The organism is Actinomycetota bacterium (assembly GCA_036280995.1).
Classification (GTDB): Bacteria; Actinomycetota; CALGFH01; order CALGFH01; family CALGFH01; genus CALGFH01.
In genome coordinates, this window is sequence record DASUPQ010000957.1 from 1 (window position 1) to 18,616 (window position 18,616).

The window sequence follows — 18,616 nt, forward strand, 5'->3', positions numbered from 1 at the left end:
CTCGCCTTCCACTCGTCGAGCTGGGGGACCTCCCGCTCGACCAGGGTGTCGTCGCCGTGCCCGGGGGAGATGCGGGTCTCGCCGGGCCGCGCCAGCAGGTGCCGCTCGGCCGAGCGGATCGCCTCGGCGAAGGCGTCGGGGCCCTCGGTCTTGCCGACCCCGCCCGGGAACAGGGCGTCGCCGGTCAGGACCTGGCTGGACGGGAGCTTGAACGAGATGCTGCCCTCGGTATGGCCGGGGGTGTGCAGGACGGTGACCGCGTAGCGGCCGACGGTCAGGGTGTCGCCATGCTCCAGCACCCGGTCGGGGGTGACGCCGACCTGGTCGGCGATGGCGTCGGCGTCGGCCCCGTGGGCGCCGTTCCAGACGTCGTGGACCTTGAGCACCCCGGCCAGGGCCTGGATGTGGTCGGGGTGGCGGTGGGTGGTGACGATCCCGGCCAGGGTGACGCCCTCCAGCAGCTCCAGCAGCCGCTCGGCCTCGTTGGCCGCGTCGACCAGCAGGGCGTCGTTGGTCTCGGGGTCGCGCAGCAGGTAGGCGTTGTTCTCGTACGGCCCCACGTGGAGCTTGGTCACCTCAAGGGGCCCGCCGGGGTAGCGGTGCGGCGGGCCGCCCCGGTCGACGTGGGCGGGGTCGAACTGGGTCATCGGCGCCTCCGGCATCGGGATGTACGAATCCTCGCGGACATGGAGTTCGACAACAGCCTAATGGGCTTCATTGGTTCGAGTCGTCGTCGCCCTGGGGAGGATGCGTGAACTTCGAACATGAGTTCGATTATGCTTCAGGTGAAGGTATCGCTGCAGAGGGGACGTCACAGGGTGGAAAGCGGTAGCCCGCACACTCGACATCGGGCTCATGTGGCTCGGCTGTATCCCACTCCCGCCCAGGTGCAGAAGTTCGATCGACAGGGGCACACGGCTCGCGCGCTCTGGAATCTCCTCCACGAGTGGCACGGTTGGGGTGGAAGGGGTGGCAGCGTCGCCAAGCGCCCATCGCCCCAGGACATCCCACAGGCGGCCGACCTTCGAGTCGTCCGGGTGAATCGCCGCTGGGGCGAGGTCACAGTCCTGTTGGTCGGACGAGTGAAGTTCCGGTGGACACGCCCCATTCCAGTCACCACTGAAGCCTGCCAGGGTCGCATCACCGGTGCCCGACTGCTGAAGGATCCGCTCGGCTGGCACATCTGCTTTCGCATCCAAGAGCCGGAAGTTGCCGTCGCGCCGCGTGCGGACCCGGCCATCGGGATCGACCTCGGTGTCGTACACACGATGCGCTCTCGGACGGGCGAAACCTCGACATGCCTAGCCTCCTAATCGGAGGAGAGGCGCGTCGACTGTGTGCGCTTCAGCGCAAGGCGGCCCGGAGGCGCCGAGCGCGGAGTCGTGGCGGCCCCCAGTCGCATCGGGAGCGCGAGGCGTACCGCCAGGTCGCCTCGCTCCGGGCTCGTCAGACCCGTCGCCGCACGGATTGGCTCCACAAGACCACGACCCAGGTCGCTTCGAGCTACGGCACGGTGGTGGTCGAGGACCTGAACATTGCTGGGATGACTCGGTCCGGGCGTGGTACTGCCGCCAGTCCGGGCAAGAACGTGAAGGCCAAGGCCGGATTGAACCGTGCCGTCATCGGAATGGCGTGGGGCCGAGCTCAGTGGATGCTCGCGTACAAGGCTGCATCCCGGGGTGGTCGGCTGATCAAGACCGCCGCGCCGTACTCCTCCCAGACCTGCGCCGAATGCGGGCATGTATCGGCGGAGAACCGGAGGAGCCGCGACCGGTTCCACTGCCTGGCCTGTGGATATGCGGCAGCGGCGGACACGAACGCGGCGAGGGTGCGGCGAGGGTATTGTTGGGTCGTGGACTTGCCGCCCTTAGCGGCACCGCCCCGGGGTACGGGGTGGCTGGACGCGGAGCCTTCGCCAGTGGGCGAGCTGGGATGCGTCAACCCGGGGCAGGAGCCGCTCATGCGCCACCTGTCACGATGGGATGCCAAAATGTGGGGGCCGATCGAGCTTCCCCCCGAACCGAGGAAGGGAACCTGAGCGTCACCGACCGCCTCGTCATCCGGGGCGCACGCGAGCACAACCTCCAGAACGTCCACCTGGACCTGCCCCGCAACGCCCTGATCGTGTTCACGGGCCTGTCCGGGTCGGGCAAGTCCTCGCTTGCCTTCGACACCATCTACGCCGAGGGCCAGCGCCGCTACGTCGAGTCGCTGTCGGCCTACGCCCGCCAGTTCCTCGGCCTGATGGAGAAGCCGGACGTCGACTTCATCGAGGGGCTGTCGCCGGCCATCTCGATCGACCAGAAGTCGACCTCCAAGAACCCCCGCTCCACCGTCGGCACCATCACCGAGGTCTACGACTACCTGCGGCTGCTGTACGCTCGCATCGGCCAGCCCCACTGCCCGGTGTGCGGCCGCCCCATCTCCCGCCAGACCCCCGACCAGATCGTCGACCAGATCCTCGAGCTGCCCGCCGGCACCCGCTTCCAGCTGCTGGCCCCGGTCGTCCGGGGCCGCAAGGGCGAGTACGAGGCGCTGCTGCGCAGCTTCTCGGCCAAGGGGTTCGCCCGGGCCCGGGTGGACGGCGAGGTCCGCGACCTGTCGGAGCCGATCCGGCTGGCCAAGACCTACAAGCACGACATCGAGATCGTGGTCGACCGCCTCGTCGCCCGCGGCCCCGAGGCCGACGAGAAGGCCCGCCGCCGCCTGGCCGACTCGGTCGAGACGGCCGTCGGCCTGTCCGAGGGCCTGGTCGTCGTCGAGCTGGTCGACGAGGGCCGCGAGCTGCAGTTCTCCACCCACCTGGCCTGCCTGTACGACAACCTGTCGTTCGAGGAGCCGGCCCCGCGCAACTTCTCCTTCAACGCCCCCTACGGGGCCTGCCCGGACTGCACCGGCCTGGGGGTCAAGCAGGAGGTCGACCCCGAGCTGGTCGTGCCCAACCCGAGCCTGCCCGTGACCGGCGGGGCCATCCAGCCCTGGCAGGGGACCCGCGGGTCCAGCGAGTACTTCGACCGGCTGCTGGTCGCGGTGGCCGAGGCGGCCGGGTTCGACCCGGCCATGCCCTGGGAGGAGCTGACCGACGACCAGCGGCAGGTCGTCCTCTACGGCTCCAAGGAGCAGGTCTACGTCCGCTACAAGAACCGCTACGGCCGCACCCGCGCCTACCACACCACCTTCGAGGGGGTCGTCCCCTACCTGAACCGCCGCTACGCCGAGGCCGAGTCCGACAGCGTCCGCGAGCGGGTCGAGTCCTACATGCGCGAGGTGCCCTGCCCGACCTGCAAGGGGACCCGGCTGCGGCCCGAGAGCCTGGCCGTCACCGTCGCCGACCGCAACATCGCCCAGGTGGCGGCCATGTCGGTGGGGGAGGCGGCCGCCTTCTTCACCGGCCTTGAGCTGTCGGACCGCGACGCCTTCATCGCCGCCCGGGTCCTCAAGGAGATCAACGCCCGCCTCGGGTTCCTGCTCGACGTCGGCCTCGACTACCTGAGCATCGACCGGGCCTCGGCCACCCTGGCCGGGGGCGAGGCCCAGCGGATCCGGTTGGCCACCCAGATCGGCTCGGGCCTGACCGGGGTGCTGTACGTGCTCGACGAGCCCTCCATCGGGCTGCACCAGCGCGACAACCACCGGCTGATCGAGACCCTGGTCCGGCTGCGCGACCTCGGCAACACCCTGATCGTGGTCGAGCACGACGAGGCCACCATCCGCACCGCCGACTACCTGGTCGACATCGGCCCGGGCGCCGGCGAGCACGGCGGCCAGATCGTGGCCGAGGGCGCCCTGGCCGACCTGGAGCGCACCCAGGCGTCGCTGACCGGCCAGTACATGGCCGGGAAGCGGGCCATCGCCGTCCCGGCCAGCCGCCGCAAGCCGGGGGAGCGCTGGCTGGAGCTGGCCGGGGTGCGCGAGCACAACCTCAAGGAGCTCACCGTCCGGTTCCCCCTGGGGGTGTTCACCTGCGTCACCGGGGTCTCCGGGTCGGGCAAGTCGACCCTGGTCAACGACGTGCTCCTGAAGGCGCTGATGCAGGCCGTGTACCGGTCGCGGACGTCGCCGGGCCGCTACCGGTCGCTGGCCGGGGCCGAGCACCTGGACAAGGTGATCGACGTCGACCAGTCGCCGATCGGCCGCACCCCCCGGTCCAACCCGGCCACCTACACCGGCGTGTTCGACCACATCCGGCGGCTGTTCGCGGCCACCAACGAGGCCAAGGTCCGCGGCTACCTGCCGGGCCGGTTCTCCTTCAACGTCCGCGGCGGCCGCTGCGAGGCCTGCGCCGGCGACGGCACGATCAAGATCGACATGCAGTTCCTGCCCGACATCTACGTCCCCTGCGAGGTCTGCAAGGGCAAGCGCTACAACCGCGAGACCCTGGAGGTCCACTACAAGGGCCACACCATCGCCGACGTGCTCGACATGTCGGTCGAGGAGGCCATGGGGCTGTTCACCAACATCCCCCCGATCGCCCGTCACCTGGTCACCCTGAACGACGTCGGCCTCGGCTACATCAAGCTCGGCCAGCCGGCCCCGACTCTGTCCGGGGGTGAGGCCCAGCGGGTCAAGCTGGCCAGCGAGCTGGCCAAGCGGGCCACCGGCCGGACCCTGTACGTGCTCGACGAGCCGACCACCGGCCTCCACTTCGAGGACGTCAGCAAGCTGCTCGGGGTGCTGCACCGGCTGGTCGACGCCGGCAACTCGGTGATCGTGATCGAGCACAACCTGGACGTGGTCAAGACGGCCGACTGGGTGATCGACCTCGGCCCCGAGGGCGGCCACCGCGGCGGCGAGGTCGTCGCCCAGGGCCCGCCGGAGCGGGTCGCCCGGACCACAGGCTCCTACACCGGCCACTTCCTGGTCGAGTCCCTCGGGGTCGACCCGCCGGCACCCTCCAAGCCGGGCCGCTCCCGGGCGACCGCCCGCGCCTGACCCCGGGTACCCTGAGCCGGACGACCCCTCGAGAAAGCGCCCCGATGGACCCGGACCGGCGGCCCGAGCACCTGCTCGGCGTGCTGCTCGACGCCTACTGGACCTCGCTCGCCTCCGACCCGCTGCCGGCCCTGCTCCTGACCGGCCTGGTGTCGCTGGCCGGGGTCCTGACGGTCCTGCTCGGCCACATCGTCGGCGACCTGGCCGCCCAGGTCGCGCGGGTCCTGGCCTGACGGTCAGAGCTGGGCGGCGCCGCTGGCGGCCAGGGCCAGGCCGACGACCACGATCACCGAGGCGGTGGCGGCCGGGAGGAGCCGGCCGAGGCGGGCCAGGAGCGACCCCGCCGGGAGGTTGAGGCGGCGCTCCATCCGGGTCCGGAGATGGGCCAGGAGCAGGCCGACCCCGGTGAGGGTGGCGGCCATGCCGAGCCCGTAGGCCACCACCAGGGCGACCCCGAACCAGGCCTGGCCGAGGGCGATCCCGCCCAGCAGCACCACCACCGCCGACGGGCTCGGCACCAGCCCCCCGGCCAGGCCGAGGGCCACCAGCCCCCGCCGGCCGAGCGGCCGCCCGGCGACCCCGTGGTCGTGGTCATGGTCGTGGTCGTGCCCGTGCCGGTGGGGATGGTCGTGCCCGTGGGCGTGCCGGTGCCCGCTGCGGGCGCGGACGAGCAGCCCGAGGCCGACGGCGGCCAGGAGGAGACCGCCGCCCAGGCCGAGCCAGGGGTAGACCCGCTCGGACGCGACCGCCCGGGAGGTGCTGAGGACCAGGCCGAGGATGAGCACCCCGGCGGTGTGGGTGAGGGTGACCGTGGCCCCGATGGTCGCCGCCTGGCGCAGGCTGCCGCGCAGCCCCACCAGGTAGGCGGCCATGACCGTCTTGCCATGCCCGGGCGCCACCGCATGCGCCGCCCCCAGCCCCACCGCCAGCAGCAACGCCGCCACCGCGAACCCGGGCGACAGCGACCGTTCGCCCACCAGCGCCGTGAACGCCGCCGTGGCCCGGTCCACCCCACCCCGGGACAGCGGTCCTGGAGCCTCGGCCGGGGTCCCGGTCCCCGCCCCCGGGGGTGCGGCACCGGCCGGTCCCTCGGCCGCTGGGGCCGGGGGACCACCTGGCCGGTAGCGGAGGCTGGCGCTGCGCTGGTCGAGGGGGGAGCTGAGCTGGTCCTCCGGGTAGGTGGTGAGGCGGGCGCTGGGGCTGGGGGCGGGGACGTCGGCGGCTTCCAGGGTGGCGCGGTCGCCGACGGCGGTGACCTCGCGCCAGCCGACCCGGTCCTGGAGGTTGGTGTCGGCGTAGGCGAGGGACCCGCCGGCCGGCAGGGGGGCGGACAGGGCGCACTCCAGGCGCAGGGTCTCCAGGCCGCCGACGCCCTCGGGGAAGCGGAGGGCCGACCCGGCGACGGCCAGCGGCGCGGCCCGCCCGTCGACCGTGGCCCGGAGGCCGGCGGCCAGGCGGGGGCACTCGCGGGCGCGCCAGGCGGCGGCCTCGGTGTCGGCGACCTCGCCGTCATGGTCGGCGTCGATCGCCTGGCGGGTCTGGAAGGCGGGGATCTCGGCCATGTCGACCACGTAGTCGACGACCAGCCGGTCGGGCCCGACCCGGAGCCCGCTTGCGGTGTTGACGGTGAAGTTCCCCAGGGGATGGGCCGCCGCCCCGGCCGCCCCGGCCACCAGCAGGAGTGTGGCGAGGGCGGCCAGGACGGCGCCGCGGCGCGCGATCGGCCTCACCGGCCGCTCGTCCGGCTTGGGGCGGGCAGGCGGAGCCGCCCGGCCAGGGCCAGCGCGGCGGGCTGGTCGCGCACGGTCAGGTAGGGGGAGATCTCGAACGCCTCGGCCAGGTGGCGGCGGGCGGCCGCGGTCATGCCCAGGTCGGCCTCGACGGCGGCCAGGTGGTACCAGAGCAGCGCGTCGCGGGTGCCGAGCCGGACCGCGGCCCGGGCGTGGGGCAGGGCCTGGCGGGGCTTGCCGGCCTGGCGGAGGGCCCAGCCGAGGGCGTCGGAGGCGTGGATGGTGGGTCGCCCGGCCAGGGCGCGCCGGGCCAGGGCGACGGCCCGGGCCGGGTCGGCACCCTTGTCGCGGGCGTGGTCGGCCTCGAACCGGGCCAGCTCCAGGTCGACCTCGACCCCGTTGGCCTGGTTGAGGCGCTCGATCACGCGGACCAGCCGGTACTGCTCGCCGGCGCCGCGGGCGTCGCCGAGGGCGGCCCGGACGTCGCCGAGCAGGGCGACGGTGGCCGGCAGGGGCAGGCTGGCCGCGACCGGCCCGAGCCGCCGGGCCGCGCCGGCCAGGTCCCCGCGGGCGGTCGCGGCCCTGGCCAGGCCGACCTCGGCCAGCCCGTAGCCGGGCAGCCCCTCCAGGGCCCGCCGGTAGGCGGCCTCGGCCGGGGCCAGGCGTCCCGCCCCCAGGTGCAGGTTGCCGATCAGCGTCTGGACATAGGCCCGGCCGGTGGCGGCGTCGCCGCCGGCGGCGGCCGCCTGGACCATGGCCGCGACCGCCCCGGCGGGGTCGCCGAGCAGCTCGCGGGCGTAGGAGACCCGGGCCAGGCTGCCCTGGGTCGGCTTGCGGTCGACCATCGCCTGGGCGGTGACGACGGCCGCCTGGTAGCGGCCCAGCTCGACCTGGGCGTCGAAGACGACCCCGAGGGCGTCGGGCAGGTCGGGGTTGGCCTTGGCCGCCCTGGTGCCCCAGGCGAGCGCGGCCTTGAAGTCGTGGCGGCCGAGCTCGAGCAGGCCGCGGGCGACCATGGTGTCGGGGTCGCCGGGGGCCAGGCGGGCCGCCTGCCCCAGCACCCCGGCCGCCTTGGCGTAGAAGGTGGGGTCGGCCGTCTCCCGGGCCCGGGTCACGTAGGCGACGCCGAGGCGGGTGAGCAGGCGGGGCTCGTCGGGCCGGCGGCGCAGCTCGGCCTGGAGGCGGGCCACGAGGGCGCCGCTGTCGGCGGCCGCGACCGGCGGCCCCGGCCGGGCCCCGCCGCCGCCCTCGCCGGCGACCAGGAACCGGCCGGCCAGCACCCCGGCGGCCACGGTGACGGCGAGCACGGCGGCCAGCAGGCCGACGGCCCTTCCCGGACGGCGGGACTGGGCTGCCCTGATGGGGAGGGGCCCGGGCCTCCGGGCCCCTCCTCCCAGCGGCTCGCTACGGAGTCGTGGTGCTGCCACGGACGTAGTGCGGGTCGCTGGCGTACCCCTGGTGGGGGGTACCCACGTACGGGAACTGGTTGAGGAACGGCGTGTCGTTGGTGTTCACGCCGTCGCCCAGCTTGTTGTTGGGCGCGATGTTGAAGTCGGGCGTGAACGGGGTGCCCCCGGCCAGAGCGCGCAGCTCGATGTCCGGCGTGTCGTCGGCGAGCCGGCGACCGTTGGGGAACCCGGCCATGTCGCCGCCCAGGAGCCCCAGCGGGCTGGGGTTCCTGCTCGGGGCGATGCCCATGTTGAGCCGGATCATCTCCGCCGGCTTCACGTTCTTGGGCTGGTTGAGCCCGGGGATGCCGGTCAGGAAGATGCTGGCGATGTCGTCGCGCGGCGCCGCCGGCACCTTGACCCCCGGGTACAGCACCGGGATCAGCCGGGCCACCTCGGGGTCGAGGACGAACTTGCCGAACTGGGCGTCGTCGGCGGGCTCGGAGGCGTTGAAGCGGTCCTTCTTGCCGAGCGGGATGACGACCTCGTTCACCAGCGGCATGCCGAGGCGCGACACCTGGACCCACTGGCCGAGGCTGAGCGGGTCGCCGCCCCTGGGCGACAGGACCTTGGTCTGGCGGCGCCAGGAGGCGGCGTACACGCCGATGACCGCGTCAGGGTCGTCGGACCCGGTGAGGGCCTTCTTGTCCCCGGTGAGGTCCTTGATGGGGACCTGGAGGACGATCGAGTGGGTGTTGTAGCCGCTGACCCCGTCGACCCCGGCCTCGGTGGGACGCGGGATCAGGTGGGCCTGGTTGAACGGCCGCAGGCCGGCCAGGTCGAACACCGAGCCCAGGTCGACGAAGAACGGGTCGTCGCGAGGACCGGCGAACACCTTGCTGCCGTCGCGCAGGCCGGTGATGGCCGCGGAGGCCAGCTGGTCGTAGCTGGGCGTCGACCGCGGGCCGATGTTGGCCGGCGGCACGGGCAGCCCGGAGGCGAGGACCGTGCGGCGGCCCTTCTCGACCTTGGCCACCGAGTAGGTCTGGCGGATGTTGAAGTCGGGGTCGTTGAGTGAGGTGATGGGGCCGGTGTTGTACAGGAAGGTGTTGCCGTTCTGGACCTTGGTGGAGAAGCGGAACTCCCACACGATGTCGTCGACGGCGTCGCCGTTGTTGTCGACGTTGAGCGTGTACTTCACGTCGTCGCCGAAGTTGTGGAAGTTGGGCCCGCCGGCCGGCTCCTCCAGCGGGATCCAGTTCCCGACCAGGGTGACCGTGTCGGGCTTGTCGGGGCTGACGAAGGCGTAGGTGTCGGTGTTGTCGGCCACCGGGTCCTGCGCGATCTGCAGGGCCTCGCGGTGGCTTGACGCCCCCGACGGCGCCAGGGTGCCCACGACGGAGACCAGCGCCAGCGTGGCGGCCAGACCCCCTACCGTCATGAGCCTGCGGAACTTGGACAACTGCGTTCCTCCTCGGGAGGACGGATGGGACAGCACGTCGGGTTCTCGGAGGCCTCCTCTCAGCGGGCGTTGACGGGATCGGTGCCGAGCACACGCCAGGCGTCGCCCAGCGGGCCGACGACCACGGAGAAGCGCGAGCGCGGGCCCTGGACCGGCACCAGCCGGGCCCAGGAGCCGACCTCGGGACCGAAGGCGGCCACATAGGCCTCCGGCTCGACGGCGGCGTCGAAGCCCTCGGGGGCGGCCACCGTCCAGCGGCCGCGCTCCCGGCAGGGCAGCTCGGCCAGGTCGGCCGGGCCGTACAGCCCGGCCCCGGCCTGCAGGCCGGCCGCCCCCTGGCGGTCGCAGCCGAGCAGCCGCTCGACCCAGGCGGTGACCGCCTCGGGGGCGCGGTCGTCGGCGGGCAGGTCGGCCCGGACCGACACCGGGTCGGCGGCGACCCGCCAGCGGCCGTCCTGGCGGCTGGCCCGCCACACCTCCACGGTGCGCGCCGGGACCAGCCCGGCGAAGGGGTCGATGGCCGCCGGGTGGGACAGGGTGGCGGTGACGTCGGTGCGGTCGTCTCCGGCCCGGCGCTCGCGCCCGACCCGCACGGCCGTGACCTCGGCCCGGTCGGCCTGGGCGCGGGTGAAGCGGGCCAGCGACGGGTAGCGCTTGCGGCCTGCCTGGTCGAGCAGGTCGTAGGCGACGGCGAAGTCGCCGTCGGCCCCGGCCTGGAGGAAGCGCCGCACGGCCGCCCGGGCCGACCCGGCACGCACGGGCGCGGCCTGGCCGGTCCCGTCCAGGGTCGCTGCCGCCGGGGCGGCGGCGCCGGCCGGCAGGTCGAGGCGCTGCACCGAGGCGGCGCGGCCGGCGCCGCCCCCGACCCCGGCGGCGGCCAGGGTGACCCCGACCCCGACGGCGATCCCGGCCACGCCGACCCCGACCACGCGGAGCAGGCGGCGGCGGTCGGGGCGTGCGGCAGTTCCGGGCACGGTGGGACCTCCTCGGCTCGAGGGACGAGCGGTTCGGAACAGGGAGGCGCCGGGCCCGGGCGCGTCCGCCGAGCGGTGACCACCCGGCTGGTTGCTTGTCTTCGTGTCCTGTTCGTTCCCGGCGGCGGAAGCGTTTGCTCCGCGCCGGCGTAATTCCACCTAGGCCATTGGCCGTAGGCTGGGGTACGCCGCTCAGGACTCCAGGTAGCGGAGGACCGCCAGGACGCGCCGGTTGTCGCCCTCGGCCGGGGGCAGGCCGAGCTTGCCGAAGATGCTGGCCACGTGCTTCTCGACCACGCCGGCGGAGATGACGAGGACGGCGGCGATGCCGGCGTTGGAGCGGCCCTCGGCCATCAGGGACAGCACCTCCCGCTCCCGCGGGGTCAGCGCGGCCAGGCCCCTGGCGTGGCCGCCGGCGCCGAGGAGCTGGCTGACGACCTCGGGATCGAGGGCGGTGCCGCCGGCCGCGACCCGGGCCAGGGCGTCGGCGAACTCGGCCACGTCGGCGACCCGGTCCTTGAGCAGGTAGCCGACGCCGGCGGCGTTGCCCTGGAGCAGCCTGGCCGCGTACCTGGTCTCGATGTACTGGGAGAACACCAGCACCCCGGTCCCCGGATGGTCGCGGCGGAGCTGCAGGGCGGCGCGCAGCCCCTCGTCGGTGTGGGTCGGCGGCATGCGGATGTCCACCACCGCGACGTCGGGACGGTGCGCGGCCGCGGCGGCCAGGAGCTCCTCGCCGTCGCCGACGGCGGCGCACACCTCGTGGCCACGGTCCTCGAGCAGGCGGACAAGGCCTTCCCGGAAGACGGCGGCGTCCTCGGCGATCACCACGCGCATGGCCGGCCCGTCGTCATGTCCGCAGGGGCAGGTGGACGCTGATCAGGGTCGGCCCGCCGCGGGGGCTGACGATCCGCAGCCGGCCGTCGACGGTGCTGACCCGCTGGGCCAGGCCGGCCAGGCCGCTGCCGCGGGCCGGGTCGGCGCCGCCGACGCCGTCGTCGCCGACCTGGAGGACCAGCGTGCCGTGGCGCCCGTCGGCCTGGACGGTGACCCGGCCGGCGTGGCTGTGCTTGGCCGCGTTGGCCAGCAGCTCGGCGGCGCAGTAGTAGGCGATCGTCTCGATCGCCGGGTCGGGCCGCTCGGGCAGGTCGCAGGCCAGCTCGACCGGGACGGCGCTGGTCGCGGCCAGGGTGGTCAGGGCGTTGTCCAGGCCGGTGTCGAGGGCCGGCGGGTGGATGCCCCTGGCCAGGTCGCGCAGCTCGCCCAGGGCCTGCTTGGCGTCCCGGTGGGCGGCGTCGACCAGCTCGCGGGCGCGGGCCACGTCGGCCGCGCCCGGATCAGCCAGGGTCTCCCGGGCCAGGCCCAGGTGCATGGCCAGGGTGGCCAGGCGGATCTGGGCCCCGTCGTGGAGGTCGCGCTCGACCCGGCGCAGCTGGGCGGCGGCGTCGTCCACGGCCAGGGCGCGCGTGTGCTCCAGGTCGCGGACGCGCCGGGCGAGCCGGCCGGGGCCGAGCAGGGCCGTGAGCAGCCGGCGGTCGGCCGCGACCACCGCCCTGGTCACCCAGGGCGCGGCCAGCACCATTCCCAGGCCGACGGCAAGGGCGAGGAAGGTGCCGGGAAAGGTGGCGACCTGGAGCAGGCGCCCCGGGAACGGGGTGGCGACCGGTACCGGGTCCAGGGTGACGCCGGGCGGGTGGTTGCGGAACAGGCCCCACCAGAACGGATAGGTCAGGTTGACCAGTCCGCCGGCCCACCAGAAGACCGCGTAGGCCTCGAGGAAGGCCAGGGGCAGCTTGACCACCTGGTAGGCGACGGCCCGCCAGCCGGGGCCGTCGCCCAGCCCGGCGGCCAGCCAGCCCAGCCGGCCCCGGCCGCGATTCGGCGGCGGTGGTGCCGGCACCCGCGTGCCCAGCAGCCGGGCCGCCAGCCGGCGGTGGACGGCGCCGAGCCGGCGGGCGAGCCGGGTCGCCAGGACGACGGCCAGCCCCACGCCCAGCAGGTCGAGGGGCAGGGCCACCGCCCCCACCCAGGACATGGACCCGGACGGCGGCGAGAGCAGGAGCACGGCCGCGGCCACGCCCATCAGCCAGAGCACGACCACCAGCAGGCAGAGCCCGAGCGGGATCCCGGCCAGGCAGAACAACAGCTCGTTCCGGGCCCGGCGGCTGACCGGCGCCAGCAGCGCCGCCCGGACCCAGGCCACGGCCGGGGTCAGAGGACCTCCCATGCCACCATTGTCCTGCTCAGGCGTCCCGCTCGGCGAGCAGCCACGCCCCGGCGGCCAGGGCAAGGGCGGCGTAGGCGGCGAGCACGCCGAGCCCGGCCCAGGGCGACAGGAACCGGACGTCGCCGATCGCGATCTCGGCCCGCACCACGCTCAGAGAGTTCGCGACGATCGCCACCGGAAGGTAGGGCATGATCACCGGGGTGAGGCCGGCGACGAGCTGTGCGACCAGGTAGACGCCACCGACGAGCAGCCCGATGGCCGCTGGGGTGTGCCGGACGACGGCGCCCAGGCCGAGGCCGAGCAGCCCGATCAGGCAGTAGCCGGCCCCGCCCAGCACCACCGCTCGCAGGACCCCGGGCTGGCTTGGCGCCGGGGCCGGCAGCGTGGCCGGCAGGGCGGCCCGCCCGGCGAAGAAGGCGATGAACGCCGCCGCCTCCCCGGCGGCCAGGGCAACGGCGCCGAACACCGCCGCCTTGGCCGCCAGGACCAGCGGCCGGTTCGGGATCGCGGCCAGCGTCGACCGGATCGTCCCGGACGTGTACTCGCCGGTCACCGTCAGCACGCCGAGGACCCCGGTCAGGAGCAGGCCGACCGAGATGCCGGCCAGCACGTTGTTGGTCAGGTCGGCCGAGGCGTCCTCGGTGTTGACGGCCACGGCCACGGCGACGGCGGCCGCGCCGGCGACGGTGACCGCCAGCGTCCACCAGGTGGAGCGCAGGCTGCGCAGCTTGGTCCATTCCATGGCGGCCGCGTGGCGGAACCGGTAGTGCCCGCGGGCGGGCGCGGTGGTCGTCATCGGGTCCTCCCCTTCGCGTCGTCGGCCGGCCCCGCCCGGTACTCCACGCTGCCGGCGGTCAGCTCCAGGAAGGCCTCCTCCAGCGAGGTCGACCTGGCCGACAGCTCCGCGACCGAGGCCTGCGCCAGCAGCCGTCCCTGGCCGACCACCACCAGCCGCTCGGCGGTGAGAGCCATCTCGCCGATCAGGTGGCTGGAGACGAACACGGCCCGGCCTTCGGCGGCCAGCGACCGCAGCAGGTTGCGCATCCAGCGGATGCCCTCGGGGTCCAGGCCGTTGGCCGGCTCGTCCAGCAGCAGCACCGGCGGGTCGCCCAGGAGTGCGGCGGCGATGCCCAGCCGCTGGGCCATGCCGAGCGAGAAGGTCCCGGCCCGCCGGCCGGCGGCGCCGTCCAGGCCGACGAGGCCGAGCACCTCCTCGACCCGCGAGCGCCGGATCCCGTTGCTGGCGGCCAGCGCGGCCAGGTGGGCCCGGGCGCTGCGGCCGGGATGGAACGCCTTGGCGTCGAGCAGCGCCCCGACCGTCCGCAGCGGCCAGGGCAGCTCCCGGTAGCGGCGGCCGCCGATCGTGGCCTCCCCGGCGTCGGGCTCGTCAAGGCCCAGGAGCAACCGCATGGTGGTCGACTTGCCGGCGCCGTTGGGGCCGAGGAACCCGGTGACCACGCCGGGACGCACGTCGAAGCTGAGCCCGTCGACGGCGACGGTGGCGCCGTAGCGCTTGCTGAGACCGCGGACCTTGATCATGGGAGCACGGTACGGACCCGGGCCCCCGTTCGGAACGGGGCTTCCACCCATCTTGGCCGTGGGGGTTTTCCGCCACGCCCAGGCCGTCACACCGCCCGCTCTAGAATGGCGGCATGACCGTCGCGACCAGCCCAAGGCCGAAGCCTGAGGCGATTCCCGACCATCCCGGCGTGTACCTCTTCCGTGACCGGGACGGGCGGGTGATCTATGTCGGCAAGGCGATCTCGCTGCGCAAGCGGACCGCCAGCTACTTCCAGCCCATGCGCAACCTGCACCCGCGCACGGCGGCCATGGTGGAGGCGTCGGCGACGCTGGAGTGGGTGCTCGTCCAGAGCGAGGTCGAGGCCCTCCAGCTCGAGGTCAGCCTGATCAAGCAGCACCGGCCCCGCTACAACGTCCGCTACCGCGACGACAAGTCGTACCCGTGGCTGGCCGTGCCCCTGGCCGACGAGATCCCCCGGCCCCGGGTCGAGCGCGGGGCCAAGCGCAAGGGGACGAGGTACTTCGGCCCCTACGCCCACGCCTACGCCATCCGCGAGACCCTCGACCTCCTGCTGCGCACCTTCCCCATGCGGACCTGCTCCAAGGGGGTGTTCGACCGGCACCGGCGCCTGGGCCGGCCCTGCATCCTGTTCGACATCAACAAGTGCTCGGGCCCGTGCGTCGGCCGCGTCACCCCCACCGAGCACCGGCGCATCGTCGAGGACTTCGTGGCCTTCATGGACGGGCGCACCCGCCCGACCCTGCAGCGCCTGGAGGCCGAGATGCGCGAGGCCGCCGGGCAGCTCAACTTCGAGCTGGCGGCCCGGCTGCGCGACCAGCTGGGCAGCGTCCGCAAGGCCATGGAGCGCCAGCAGATGGTGTCCTCCACCCCCGAGGACTTCGACATCGCCGCCTTTGCCGAGGACGACCTGGAGGCGGCCGTGCAGGTGTTCTACGTCCGCCGGGGCCGGGTCGTGGGGCGGCGCGGGTTCGTGGTCGACAAGGTCGAGGCCCTCGACACCGCCGCCCTGGCCGCCACCTTCGTCCAGCAGCTCTACGGCGACCGGGGCGACGAGATCCCCCGCGAGGTGTTCCTGCCCGTCCTGCCCGAGGGCGGCGACGGGCTGCGGGCGTGGCTGGCCGGGCTGCGCGGCGGGCCGGTCGACCTGCGGGTGCCCCGCCGGGGGGAGAAGCGGGCCCTGCTGGAGACGGTGGCGGCCAACGCCCGCGGGGCCTTCGCCACCCACAAGCTCAAGCGGGCCAGCGACTTCGACGCCCGGGCCCGCGGCCTCAAGGAGCTCCAGGAGGCCCTCGACCTGCCCGAGGCCCCCCTGCGGATCGAGTGCTACGACATCTCCAACCTCCAGGGCAGCCAGGTCGTCGGCTCGATGGTGGTGTTCGAGGACGGCCTGGCCCGCAAGAGCGAGTACCGCCGCTTCGAGATCCGCTCGGTCGAGGGCCAGGACGACGTCGCCTCCCTGCGCGAGGTCCTGACCCGCCGCCTGGCCCGCCTGGCCGCCGAGCGCGACCAGCCGGAGGACGACAGCGGCCGCCGCCGCAAGTTCGCCTACCCGCCGAACCTGATCGTGGTCGACGGAGGCCGGCCCCAGCTGGCCGCCGCCCTGGAGGCGGTGCGGGCCTCGGCCAGCCCCGACCTGCCGGTGGTGTCGCTGGCCAAGCGGATGGAGGAGGTGTACCTGCCGGGCATGCCCGACCCGGTGGTCATCCCCCGGACCAGCGAGGCCCTCTACCTGCTGCAGCGGGTCCGCGACGAGGCCCACCGCTTCGCCATCGCCTACCACCGCAAGCTGCGGGACCGGTCCATGACGGCCAGCGTGCTCGACGGCATCCCCGGGGTCGGCGAGTCCCGACGGCGCCAGCTGGTACGCCACTTCGGCTCGGCCCGCAAGGCCGCCCAGGCCAGCCTGGCCGAGCTGGAGCAGGTCCCCGGCCTGGGCCCGGGGCTTGCTAAGGTGGTCTACGACCATCTCCATGGGGGGGCCAGACAGGAATGACCCAGGAGCTGCGGACCGAGGACCGCCTGCGCGCGGCCGCGGTGGAGTTCGTGGTGATCACCGGGCTGTCGGGGGCCGGCCGCTCGGAGGCGGCCAAGGTGCTGGAGGACCTCGGCTACTTCGTGATCGACAACCTGCCGGCGTCGCTGATCGGGCGGGTCGCCGAGCTGGCCGTGGTCGGCCGCGACCGGACCCGGGTGGCGCTGGTCATGGACGCCCGCGGCGGCTCCTTCACGGCCGGCGTGTCCGAGCTGTCGACCGCCCTCAACCAGCTCAGGGCCCAGGACATCAACCTCCGGGTGCTGTTCCTGGAGGCCTCCGACGAGGTCCTCATCCGCCGCTACGAGGCCACCCGCCGGCGCCACCCGGTGGCCGGCGAGCGGGTCGCCGAGTCGATCGCCCTGGAGCGCGACCTGCTGCGCGAGCTGCGGGCCGACGCCGACCTGGTCCTCGACACCAGCGACCTCAACGTGCATGAGCTGCGGGCCAAGATCCTGGCCGCGTTCGCCGACGAGGCCGCCGGCCTGCTGGTCACGGTGGCCTCCTTCGGCTTCAAGTACGGTCTGCCCCTGGACGCCGACATGGTGGTCGACGTCCGCTTCCTGCCCAACCCGCACTGGGTGCCGGAGCTGCGCCCGCTGCCCGGCACCGACCCGGCCGTGCGCGACTACGTGCTCGCCCAGCGCGACACCGGCCTGTTCCTGGCCCGGTTGGAGGCGCTGCTGGAGACGGCCCTGCCCGGCTACGTCAAGGAGGGCAAGCACTACCTGACGGTGGCCGTTGGCTGCACCGGGGGCAAGCACCGCAGCGTGGTCCTGGCCGAGGAGCTGGCCGGCTGGCTGACCGACAAGGGCTACCGGGCCCACGTCGCCCACCGGGACGTGGAGCGCGAGTGAGGGTCGTCGCGCTCGGGGGCGGCCACGGCCTGGCCGTCACCCTGGCCGCCCTGCGGCTGCTCGGGGTGGCTCCGACCGCGGTGGTGGCCGTGGCCGACGACGGCGGCTCCTCGGGGCGGCTCCGCCGCGACCTGGGCCTGCTGCCCCCCGGCGACCTGCGCAAGGCCATGCTCGCCCTGGCCGACCCGGCGGCCGAGGTCCGCGAGCTGTTCGGCTACCGGTTCGAGCGCGGCGACCTGGCCGGCCACAACCTGGGCAACCTGGCCCTGGCCGCCCTGACCGACCTCAAGGGCGGCTTCCAGGAGGCGCTGGAGGAGGCGTCGCGGTGGCTCCGGGTCCAGGGGCGGGTCCTGCCGGCCACGCTGGTGCCGGTGCGGCTGTGCGGCCTGGTCGACGGCCGCCAGGTCGAGGGCCAGGTGGCGATCGCCACGGCCAGCGGCCGGGTCGAGTCGGTGTGGCTGGAGCCGCGCGCCCCGGCCGCCGTGCCGGCCGCGGTCGACGCCGTCCGCCAGGCCGACCTGGTCCTGCTCGGCCCCGGGTCGACCTTCACCTCGGTCGTGCCCAACCTGCTCGTCCCCGACCTGGCCGCGGCCCTGACCGAGGCCGAGCGGCTGGTCTACATCTGCAACCTGGAGGCCCAGCCGGGGGAGACCAGCGGCTTCGCGCCCGAGACCCACCTGGCCGCCATCCTCGACCACTGCCCGGGCCTGCCGGTGGCCACCGTGCTCTGCCAGCGGCCCCAGGACGCGGCCGCCGCGGCCCGCGAGCTGCGGGCCTTCGCCGAGCTCGGGGCGGCCGTCCTCCACGCCGAGGTGGCCGCCGACGACCACCCCGGCCGCCACGACGCCGCCCGCCTGGCCACCGCCCTCAAGGAACTCGCCTAGGGCGCCGATGAGCCGCGGCGAGTTCACCGTCCGGGTGAAGGAGGAGCTGGCGGCGCTGCGGCCGGCCGCCCCGGCCGAGCGCCGCGCCCTGCTGGCCGCCCTGCTCCGCTTCGCCGCCACCCTCCACATCGGCGGCACCCTCGGCCCCCGCTACACCCTGGTCCTGGCCACCGGGTCGGGCGGGGTGACCCGGCTGGCCTTCTGGCTGCTGCACACCGGCTACGGGGTCCGGCCCGACTTCCGCGTCCGCGAGGCCGGGGCGCTGGCCCCCCGGGCCCGCTACGAGCTCGTCCTGGCCGACCGGGTCGAGCGGGTGCTGACCGACAGCGGCATCCTCGACGGCGCCGGCCGGCTCAGCTTCGGCGTCGCCGGCGGCCTGGTCAGGGGCCGGGAGGCGGCCGCCTGCTTCGCCAGGGGCGCGTTCCTGGGCCGCGGCTCGGTGTCGGCCCCGACCCGCGAGCCCCACCTGGAGGTCGGCGCCCCCGAGGAGCGCACCGCCGCCGACCTGGCCGCCATCCTGGCCAGGCTCGGCCTGCCCGCCCGGACCGGCGCGCACGGCCCCGACGAGCACCGGGTGGTGGTCAAGG

General features: G+C 74.4%; 15 protein-coding genes. 6 read left to right on the plus strand and 9 right to left on the minus strand.

Annotated features, from left to right (window positions below):
- Positions 1-647 (minus strand): MBL fold metallo-hydrolase (locus tag VF468_31775; protein ID HEX5882863.1); only part of this gene is annotated, 647 nt, incomplete at its 3' end.
- A gap of 1,345 nt (positions 648-1,992) precedes the next feature.
- Between VF468_31775 and uvrA the strand changes: the two genes are divergently transcribed.
- Together uvrA and VF468_31785 are read left to right on the plus strand one after the other, a co-directional pair.
- Positions 1,993-4,932, plus strand: a complete 2,940-nt coding sequence (uvrA, locus tag VF468_31780; GenBank protein ID HEX5882864.1) for an excinuclease ABC subunit UvrA — start codon at positions 1,993-1,995, stop codon at positions 4,930-4,932.
- A 44-nt stretch (positions 4,933-4,976) separates the two neighbouring features.
- Positions 4,977-5,165 (plus strand): hypothetical protein, encoded by a 189-nt coding sequence (locus VF468_31785; GenBank protein HEX5882865.1) that lies wholly within the window; start codon positions 4,977-4,979, stop codon positions 5,163-5,165.
- Between the two features lie 3 nt (positions 5,166-5,168).
- On the opposite strand, the gene VF468_31790 is transcribed toward VF468_31785, so the two are convergent.
- From VF468_31790 to VF468_31825, 8 genes are all read right to left on the minus strand, one after another.
- Complete coding sequence (locus VF468_31790; protein ID HEX5882866.1) at positions 5,169-6,662, minus strand: sulfite exporter TauE/SafE family protein; 1,494 nt, start codon at positions 6,660-6,662, stop codon at positions 5,169-5,171.
- Entirely contained in the window at positions 6,659-7,969 is a 1,311-nt protein-coding gene (locus VF468_31795; GenBank protein ID HEX5882867.1) for a hypothetical protein, read from the minus strand. The genes VF468_31790 and VF468_31795 overlap by 4 nt, the downstream gene beginning before the upstream one ends.
- 97 nt (positions 7,970-8,066) lie before the next feature.
- On the minus strand, positions 8,067-9,512 hold the full coding sequence (locus VF468_31800) for a DUF4331 domain-containing protein (GenBank protein HEX5882868.1): 1,446 nt from the start codon (positions 9,510-9,512) through the stop codon (positions 8,067-8,069).
- A 59-nt stretch (positions 9,513-9,571) separates the two neighbouring features.
- Positions 9,572-10,486 (minus strand): hypothetical protein, encoded by a 915-nt coding sequence (locus tag VF468_31805; protein ID HEX5882869.1) that lies wholly within the window; start codon positions 10,484-10,486, stop codon positions 9,572-9,574.
- A gap of 192 nt (positions 10,487-10,678) precedes the next feature.
- Complete coding sequence (locus VF468_31810) at positions 10,679-11,323, minus strand: response regulator transcription factor (protein ID HEX5882870.1); 645 nt, start codon at positions 11,321-11,323, stop codon at positions 10,679-10,681.
- 13 nt (positions 11,324-11,336) lie between these two features.
- Complete coding sequence (locus VF468_31815) at positions 11,337-12,713, minus strand: sensor domain-containing protein (GenBank protein ID HEX5882871.1); 1,377 nt, start codon at positions 12,711-12,713, stop codon at positions 11,337-11,339.
- 16 nt (positions 12,714-12,729) lie between these two features.
- On the minus strand, positions 12,730-13,509 hold the full coding sequence (locus VF468_31820; protein ID HEX5882872.1) for an ABC transporter permease: 780 nt from the start codon (positions 13,507-13,509) through the stop codon (positions 12,730-12,732).
- Positions 13,506-14,252, minus strand: a complete 747-nt coding sequence (locus VF468_31825; protein ID HEX5882873.1) for an ATP-binding cassette domain-containing protein — start codon at positions 14,250-14,252, stop codon at positions 13,506-13,508. Before VF468_31825 ends, VF468_31820 begins: the two co-directional genes overlap by 4 nt.
- 113 nt (positions 14,253-14,365) lie before the next feature.
- On the opposite strand from VF468_31825, the gene uvrC reads away from it, so the two are divergent.
- The 4 genes from uvrC to whiA form a co-directional block, all read left to right on the plus strand.
- Entirely contained in the window at positions 14,366-16,249 is a 1,884-nt protein-coding gene (gene uvrC / locus VF468_31830; GenBank protein ID HEX5882874.1) for an excinuclease ABC subunit UvrC, read from the plus strand.
- Positions 16,246-17,145, plus strand: coding sequence for an RNase adapter RapZ (rapZ, locus tag VF468_31835; protein ID HEX5882875.1), 900 nt, complete (start codon positions 16,246-16,248; stop codon positions 17,143-17,145). The genes uvrC and rapZ overlap by 4 nt, the downstream gene beginning before the upstream one ends.
- On the plus strand, positions 17,142-18,029 hold the full coding sequence (yvcK, locus tag VF468_31840) for a uridine diphosphate-N-acetylglucosamine-binding protein YvcK (GenBank protein ID HEX5882876.1): 888 nt from the start codon (positions 17,142-17,144) through the stop codon (positions 18,027-18,029). The genes rapZ and yvcK overlap by 4 nt, the downstream gene beginning before the upstream one ends.
- 7 nt (positions 18,030-18,036) lie before the next feature.
- Positions 18,037-18,616 (plus strand): DNA-binding protein WhiA (gene whiA / locus VF468_31845; protein ID HEX5882877.1); only part of this gene is annotated, 580 nt, incomplete at its 3' end.